The 6,121-nt window shown below is 42.2% G+C and carries 8 protein-coding genes; 2 read left to right on the forward strand and 6 right to left on the reverse strand.

Going from position 1 to position 6,121, the window contains the following annotated elements:
• From AC3LHT_RS00740 to AC3LHT_RS00765, 6 genes are all read right to left on the reverse strand, one after another.
• On the reverse strand, nucleotides 1–576 hold a 576-nt coding region (locus AC3LHT_RS00740), incomplete at its 3' end, for an IMPACT family protein (protein WP_488661686.1).
• Between the two features lie 2 nt (nucleotides 577–578).
• Entirely contained in the window at nucleotides 579–1,430 is an 852-nt protein-coding gene (gene hflC / locus AC3LHT_RS00745; RefSeq protein WP_290645281.1) for a protease modulator HflC, read from the reverse strand.
• A 1-nt stretch (nucleotide 1,431) separates the two neighbouring features.
• Nucleotides 1,432–2,400: an FtsH protease activity modulator HflK gene (gene hflK, locus AC3LHT_RS00750; RefSeq protein WP_290645279.1), complete on the reverse strand. Its 969-nt coding sequence runs from the start codon at nucleotides 2,398–2,400 to the stop codon at nucleotides 1,432–1,434.
• The gene (murB, locus tag AC3LHT_RS00755) at nucleotides 2,393–3,346 is read right to left on the reverse strand and encodes a UDP-N-acetylmuramate dehydrogenase (protein ID WP_488661687.1); all 954 of its coding nucleotides are present in this window, start codon (nucleotides 3,344–3,346) and stop codon (nucleotides 2,393–2,395) included. The genes hflK and murB overlap by 8 nt, the downstream gene beginning before the upstream one ends.
• The gene (locus tag AC3LHT_RS00760; RefSeq protein ID WP_488661688.1) at nucleotides 3,288–3,932 is read right to left on the reverse strand and encodes a HEAT repeat domain-containing protein; all 645 of its coding nucleotides are present in this window, start codon (nucleotides 3,930–3,932) and stop codon (nucleotides 3,288–3,290) included. Before AC3LHT_RS00760 ends, murB begins: the two co-directional genes overlap by 59 nt.
• Complete coding sequence (locus AC3LHT_RS00765) at nucleotides 3,932–5,521, reverse strand: AAA family ATPase (protein WP_488661689.1); 1,590 nt, start codon at nucleotides 5,519–5,521, stop codon at nucleotides 3,932–3,934. Before AC3LHT_RS00765 ends, AC3LHT_RS00760 begins: the two co-directional genes overlap by 1 nt.
• 185 nt (nucleotides 5,522–5,706) lie before the next feature.
• Between AC3LHT_RS00765 and rpmH the strand changes: the two genes are divergently transcribed.
• Nucleotides 5,707–5,841: a 50S ribosomal protein L34 gene (gene rpmH, locus AC3LHT_RS00770; protein WP_290645272.1), complete on the forward strand. Its 135-nt coding sequence runs from the start codon at nucleotides 5,707–5,709 to the stop codon at nucleotides 5,839–5,841.
• Nucleotides 5,838–6,121: ribonuclease P protein component (gene rnpA, locus AC3LHT_RS00775; RefSeq protein ID WP_488661690.1), on the forward strand; the 284-nt coding region annotated here is incomplete at its 3' end. The genes rpmH and rnpA, both read left to right, overlap by 4 nt.

Below are 6,121 nucleotides of genomic sequence, written 5' to 3' on the forward strand. Positions count from 1 at the left end.
ATGTCTTTCGTTGAAGAATTTTGAGAGAGAAGCGAATTTTTCGATTTGCGAAGTGAGTGTAGCTTTAACCGATGCCCCATAGTCAATGTCGGCAACGTTGAAATCCTTTTCCTTATGGTATTTTCCAGAGAAGAAATTCCAGGTGCTATAATCCATTTCTACCACGAACCTTATTCCGGGGCAGTATTTCCCCTTTTCACCATTCTCGAGAGTTCTTTGGGCAGTGAATTTATAGGCATCTATAAGCCCTCTGATTCCGAGTTTTACTCCACCGAAGTATCTCGTAACCACCACAACAACATTGATCATACCAAGAGACTCGACAGCTGAGAAAATAGGACGACCGGCGGAACCATGAGGCTCGCCGGCGTCAGAGAAATTGAACTTTATTCCGTTTTCATTTACTTTATAAGCCCAGCAGTTATGGGTTGCATCTTTATACTGCCGAGAGATTTCTTTGATGAATTCTTTTGCTCTTTGTTCCGTCGTACAATGAACTGCGTGTCCCAGAAAAATCGAACGTTTAATGTTGGTCTTGAATGTTGCATTGGATATCAGGGATAGATAACAGTCCACTTTCACTCACCTTTCATGAGTTTGTTGATAAAGTCCATTTCAGAACCAAGTATGAATTTAGATTTCTCGAGTGTGTTCTCATAAACATCCATTCTCTTCCAGAAGTCATAGAAATCTGGATCAAGCGAAAAGGCTTCTGCATAGATCGATAATGCGGAAGCGTCACCGGTTCCCTTAAGGATTTCAGAGGTTTTTTCAGCTTCAGCGAGCGTTATTGTAACCGTTTTATCAGCATCGGCTCTGACCATGTTGGCTTCCTTTTCACCTTCTGCTCTGATCAAAGCTGCCTCTTGATATCTTTCGGATTTCATCCGGTTGAATACAGCCGTCATGTTTTCCTGAGGAAGGTTCGCCCGTTTTATCCGAACGGCAACGATTTGTATGCCAAAATCCAGCATTTCGGAAGCTGATTGAGAGGTAACCGTATCAAGTATTACAGGGCGTTTTTCAGAAATTACCTCCTCAAAATCCATATTCGCAATGATATTCCGGACTTTGGAGTAAACCACATCATCGATTCTCGTTTGAGCAATATCAATAGTTTTCATCGATTTAACGAATTTTACGGGATCCACGATTTTCCACAGGGCATAAGTATCGACTAAAAGCGTCTTCTTGTCCTTGGTGAAGATCCTCTCTGCGGGAACATCGTAAACGAGTAGCCGTTTTTCAAAACGCACGACATTATCAATAAAAGGCTGTTTCATATACAACCCAGGTTCTGTATTCACCTTAACGATTTCACCGAACCTGAGCACTACTGCCTGCTCTGTCTGGTCAACAACGTAAAAGAAGCCAGGGAGAAGGATCAAGGCAATAATAAAGATTATGACTAATGCAATCAAAAGCTTCATATCATTTCCCCCCTTCCATTAATGGGAGGTTTAGCAGCTTCAACACTCCAGAATCACCGGTTATGACGTACTTTTCACTGCTACTCAGGACATTATTCAGCATTTCAAGATATAGCCTTTTCTTGGTGATCTCAGGGGCTTTTTCGTATTCCCTTAAGATACTCTTGAATCTCTCAGCCTGTCCAAAAGCTTTCAAGTACTTTTCCTGCGCGTAGGCTTCGGCTTCCCTCAGCATTTTCGCGGCATTTCCCTCAGCTTTTGGAACCACATCGTTCTTGTACTCTTCGGCTTCGTTGATGAGTTTCTGCTTGTCCTGCTTTGCATTGTTCACATCATCAAAAGCGGCAATGACCTGTGATGGTGGGCTGACTTCCTGTAGATAAACGTTTTTCACTGCGATGCCGGCGTTGATCTTTTCAAGTTCTTCACGGATTCGTTCTGCGGCTTTATTGGAAATGCTTTCCCTTTGCACTGTGAGGATATCGTTGATTCCCACTGCTGCAACTTCTTCTCTCATAACGGCTTCCGTCGTAAAGCGCACTATTATTGACGGATCCACAAGGTTAAAAGCAAATTTTTCTGGATTGAGGACATAGTACTGGACGACAGCTTCGACATAAACTATGTTGCCGTCATTTGTGAGCATAAGGGCTTCATCCTCGTAGGATCTGTAACTCCCTGCTGTAATCGTCCTGAAGCCGATTTCCTCTTTTCGAAGAGCTGATGTATTCACTTTTACAACGCTCTCTATTGGCGCTGGTAAATGGTAATGCAAGCCAGGCCCAACCGACACACGGTATGCGCCAAATCTTTTTACAAGCCCAATCTCTGCTGGTCCTACCAGGAAAAATCCCGATAGAAAATAAACCGCAATAATAACCAAAACTATGAGCCAGATAAAACCAACTGTGAGTTTTAGTGACGGTCTTTTTCGCGGTGTCTCAAAATCCTCATTGAATTCATCAGGCATATGATCCCCCCTTCCATATTTCTACCTCTGTTTCAAGTTTAACATCATAGGTCAAATAAACAAGCTCCTGTACCTTCTCTATTAACCTCACCACATCCTCCTGAGTTGCATTGCCTCTGTTTACAATAAAACCCGCATGCTTTCTGGAAATTTCAACTCCACCAACTCTCAAACCCTTGAGGCCCAGAGCTTCGATTGTTGTTCCCACATAAAAATCATTTCTTGGACGCTTAAAGGTGCTTCCTGCACTTGGCTGGTCAAGGGGTTGCTTCTCCAGCCTTCGTTTCAACACAAGTTCCATCTCCCTGATTACTTTTTCCGGCTTAGCGTAGTCAAATTTCAGGATAGCGCCCAATATTACGTAATCACGTAACGAGCTATGCCGATATGAAAACTCAATCTCTTCCGCCTTTAAGGACCTCACATTTAAATCATTATCAAGCACTGTTACTTCTTCAACCAGATTGCCTATTTCACCGCCGAAAGCGCCGGCGTTCATGAACAGCGCGCCTCCAAGACTTCCAGGAAGACCCGAGAGAAACTCAAGACCAGAAAGGCCACGAGAAGCGACCAATCTTAAAAGGCGTCTGACGCTCATTCCGCAGTCAAAAGCCACTTGATTTCCGCTGAATTCTATACCGGTGAGCGCCTTTGTGCTGACAACAATACCGTGGAAGCTTTCGGGCGGGATTACATTGGATCCCCCACCCAGAATTTTATATTTTATTTCTCTTCCTTTGAGTATATTGAGAGCCTTTATAAAAGCTTCTGTTGTTTGTGGAAAGACAATCGCCTGTGCCGGTCCACCTATTTTTATGGTTGTGTATTCGGAGAGTTCAGCATTTAAACGAATCTGACAGCCAGCAAGGTAGAGCTCTTCGAAAAGTTCAGTCTCCATTTTTCTCGTTTTCCTTTCTCCAAATGTACAGCTTTTCCAGGATTTCATCCCCCTTTTGTAGAGTACCAAGCACTTCCTTGAATTCAGGTCTGTCCATTAGCAACGATTGAATTCCTTCCAGCACAAAGGCTTTTGTCCCTTTATCAAGACCTTCTTTGGAGTAGAGCTTAACCAGTGCTTTTAGAGCTTTCATGGATTTCGTGTGGCTTAACGCCATTATCAGCTGGTCTATGAATTCCTGATTCTCGCTCTCTTCGAGAAACAGCGTAAGAACGTCTACAACCCTTTCACCTTCTCCGAGTTTTGCCAGGGCTTCATAAATAACAACTTGTGCATTTTCGTCATCATAGAATTGAAGTAAGGAGTAAAGCGTTGAAACCGCTCTTTTTTCGTGAATATCGCCCAATCTGTCGATGATATAAAGAGTAGTGATGTCGTTCCTAATCCCTTCCCTTTCAACCCGCTTTAATTCGTCTATGAGGGCCATTTTCCCCTCATTACCAATTTGAACAAGTGCGTCAAGGCAAATCTGGGCAGTTTCATCATCTTCTTTTCTCAATAGTTCTAACAATATCGGAATGGCTTCTGCTCCCTTTTCATCTACGATTTTTCTGATCAATTCATTTCTGTCCATCATCTCACCCCTAATTTCCCTATCATATCATTGATTTCCCTTTTTCTTTCTTCGCCCGCCAGCTCAACTATTTTTGAATAAGCAAAAGTGTCCGTGGCTTTTTTGATCACTGCAAAATGCTTTTTTGCCTTTTCGGCAATTTGCGGTAAGTGAGTAATGACTATACACTGTGTGCTCCCAGCTATTTCATTGAGCTTCTCAGTCAGAATATGCCCCTGCCTTGCGCCAACACCGGCATCGATTTCGTCAAATACAATGGTTCCAAGATCGAGGCTGTCTTTTATCGCTGCTTCAATGGCAAGAATGATCCGGGACAATTCACCGCCAGAAGCTACAGAGCCTATCTCCATAAAATTGGCTCCGGGATTGGTTCGAACGTAAAGCACCACTCTTGAGGTTCCATAAGCTGCAGGAGATGCTTCCGGGAAAAACCTAAATTCCAGTTCCGCTGAGGGCATTTTCAAATCGTGAAGATGCTTTTTAACTTCTCCATAAAGCCCTTTGGCAACCTCTTTCCGCTCATAATCCAGCCTGGAGCCGAGTTCATTCAGATCTTCAAGAAGCTCTTTTTCTATTTTCAAGAGTTCTTTTTTGTTTTTTTCAAGCTTTTCGAGTTCTTCCAATTTTACTTCGAGTTCCTCTTTCATTTCAAGGATCTCTTCCACTGTGTTTCCGTACTTACGTTTAAGTGATTGAAGCAGGTTCAGCCGTTCTTCAAGCCTGACAAGCTCTCTTTCATCAACTTCAAAGGCTTCCATTTCATTCTCGAGCCTTTCATGCAAATACCCGACTTCTTCAAGGGCAAGTTGTGCATGTTCCAGAAGATCACCATATCCCAATGAACGAAAACGGTTAAGTTCCTCAATAATCGTGGAGAGCTTTGCATAAATGGAATCATCGGCGTCTTTCAACATGCCCGAGAGAATTTCAAAGGTTTGCTGGAGTATTTTGGCGTTTTGGAATTTTTTATATCTCATTTCAATCTTTCCATCTTCAATTGGGTCAAGCCTCGCGTTGTCTATTTCCGTGATCTGATACTGAATAAAATCTTTTTCGCGTTCAATGGCCGAAGGATCAACATGGAGTTTGCCAAGCTTTTTCCTGACAGCAATAAGCTGGTTATATTTCACCTCATAATCATGGATAATGCTGTTTGAAACGGCTTTATCGAGTATCAAATGGTGCTTTGAGGGATCCAGAAGCTTTACGCTTCCATGCTGAGAATGGATTTCAATATGTCCATCCAGTAATTCCTTCACCAGTTGTTTAGGGATTATATGACCATTTAACCTGTAAAGCGTCTTCTGGGGATGAAAATCAACCCTTATGAGGAATTCTTCACCATCAAAGTCTATCCCAAGTTCGGAAGCTCTGGCTAAGATTGCTTTGTTTATCAAAAAAGTTGCTTCTACAAAGCTCCCGGGGGCCACATTTCGACTTACCGCTTTACCAGTGATTGCTCTCAGGGCTCTCAGTAATACAGTTTTCCCTGCTCCCGATTCACCAGTAATTGCATTCAATCCAGCGGAGAATTCGATGTAGAACTCTGGAAAGGTCAGAAAATTTTTTCCCCTCAAAGTCAATATCATCAGATCACCTCAAGTTCTTGTTCTCATCAATTATATACTATCCGTCAATTTTGCTTTTCTTAATAAAACGCTCTTGAATTGAGGAGAATAAGCGAAAATCATATAGAATCGTAAAATAATCTTCTTGACAGCTTTTCAAGTGATACGTATAATGAAAAAAGACAGCGAGAAAAGGAGGTAGACCCGTGAAAAGAACATATCAACCATCAAGAATTAAGAGAAAGAGAACCCATGGCTTTATCGTGAGAAACCGCAGCAAATCTGGTAGAGCAATTCTCGCTCGAAGACGCAGAAAGGGAAGAAAGAGACTAGCTGTGTGAATCTGGAAAGAGCTTTCTTAAAAAAGGAAGAGAGATTGAGAAAGAAGGCAGACTTCGACAGGGTGTTCAAGCATGGTGATGTGATTCAAGACCCTTTTTTTGTTGTAATATACATCGATAATGGTCTGCCTTTTTCTCGTATAGGTATATCCGTAAAGAAGAAATTTGGAAAAGCGCATACCAGGAATCGCTTAAGAAGGCTTATAAAAGAGATATTCAGAAAAAACAAGGCAGTCTTTCCCAGAGGTTATGATATACTTTTTATTGCGAGAAAAGAATT

Source organism: Kosmotoga sp. (assembly GCF_982836095.1).

Coding starts and splice junctions, on each gene's coding strand:
- murB (WP_488661687.1), bottom strand. CDS start 3,346: ATGAAATCCTGGAAAAGCTGTACATTTGGAGAAAGGAAAACGAGAAAA.
- AC3LHT_RS00765 (WP_488661689.1), bottom strand. CDS start 5,521: ATGATATTGACTTTGAGGGGAAAAAATTTTCTGACCTTTCCAGAGTTC.
- hflK (WP_290645279.1), bottom strand. CDS start 2,400: ATGCCTGATGAATTCAATGAGGATTTTGAGACACCGCGAAAAAGACCG.
- AC3LHT_RS00760 (WP_488661688.1), bottom strand. CDS start 3,932: ATGGACAGAAATGAATTGATCAGAAAAATCGTAGATGAAAAGGGAGCA.
- hflC (WP_290645281.1), bottom strand. CDS start 1,430: ATGAAGCTTTTGATTGCATTAGTCATAATCTTTATTATTGCCTTGATC.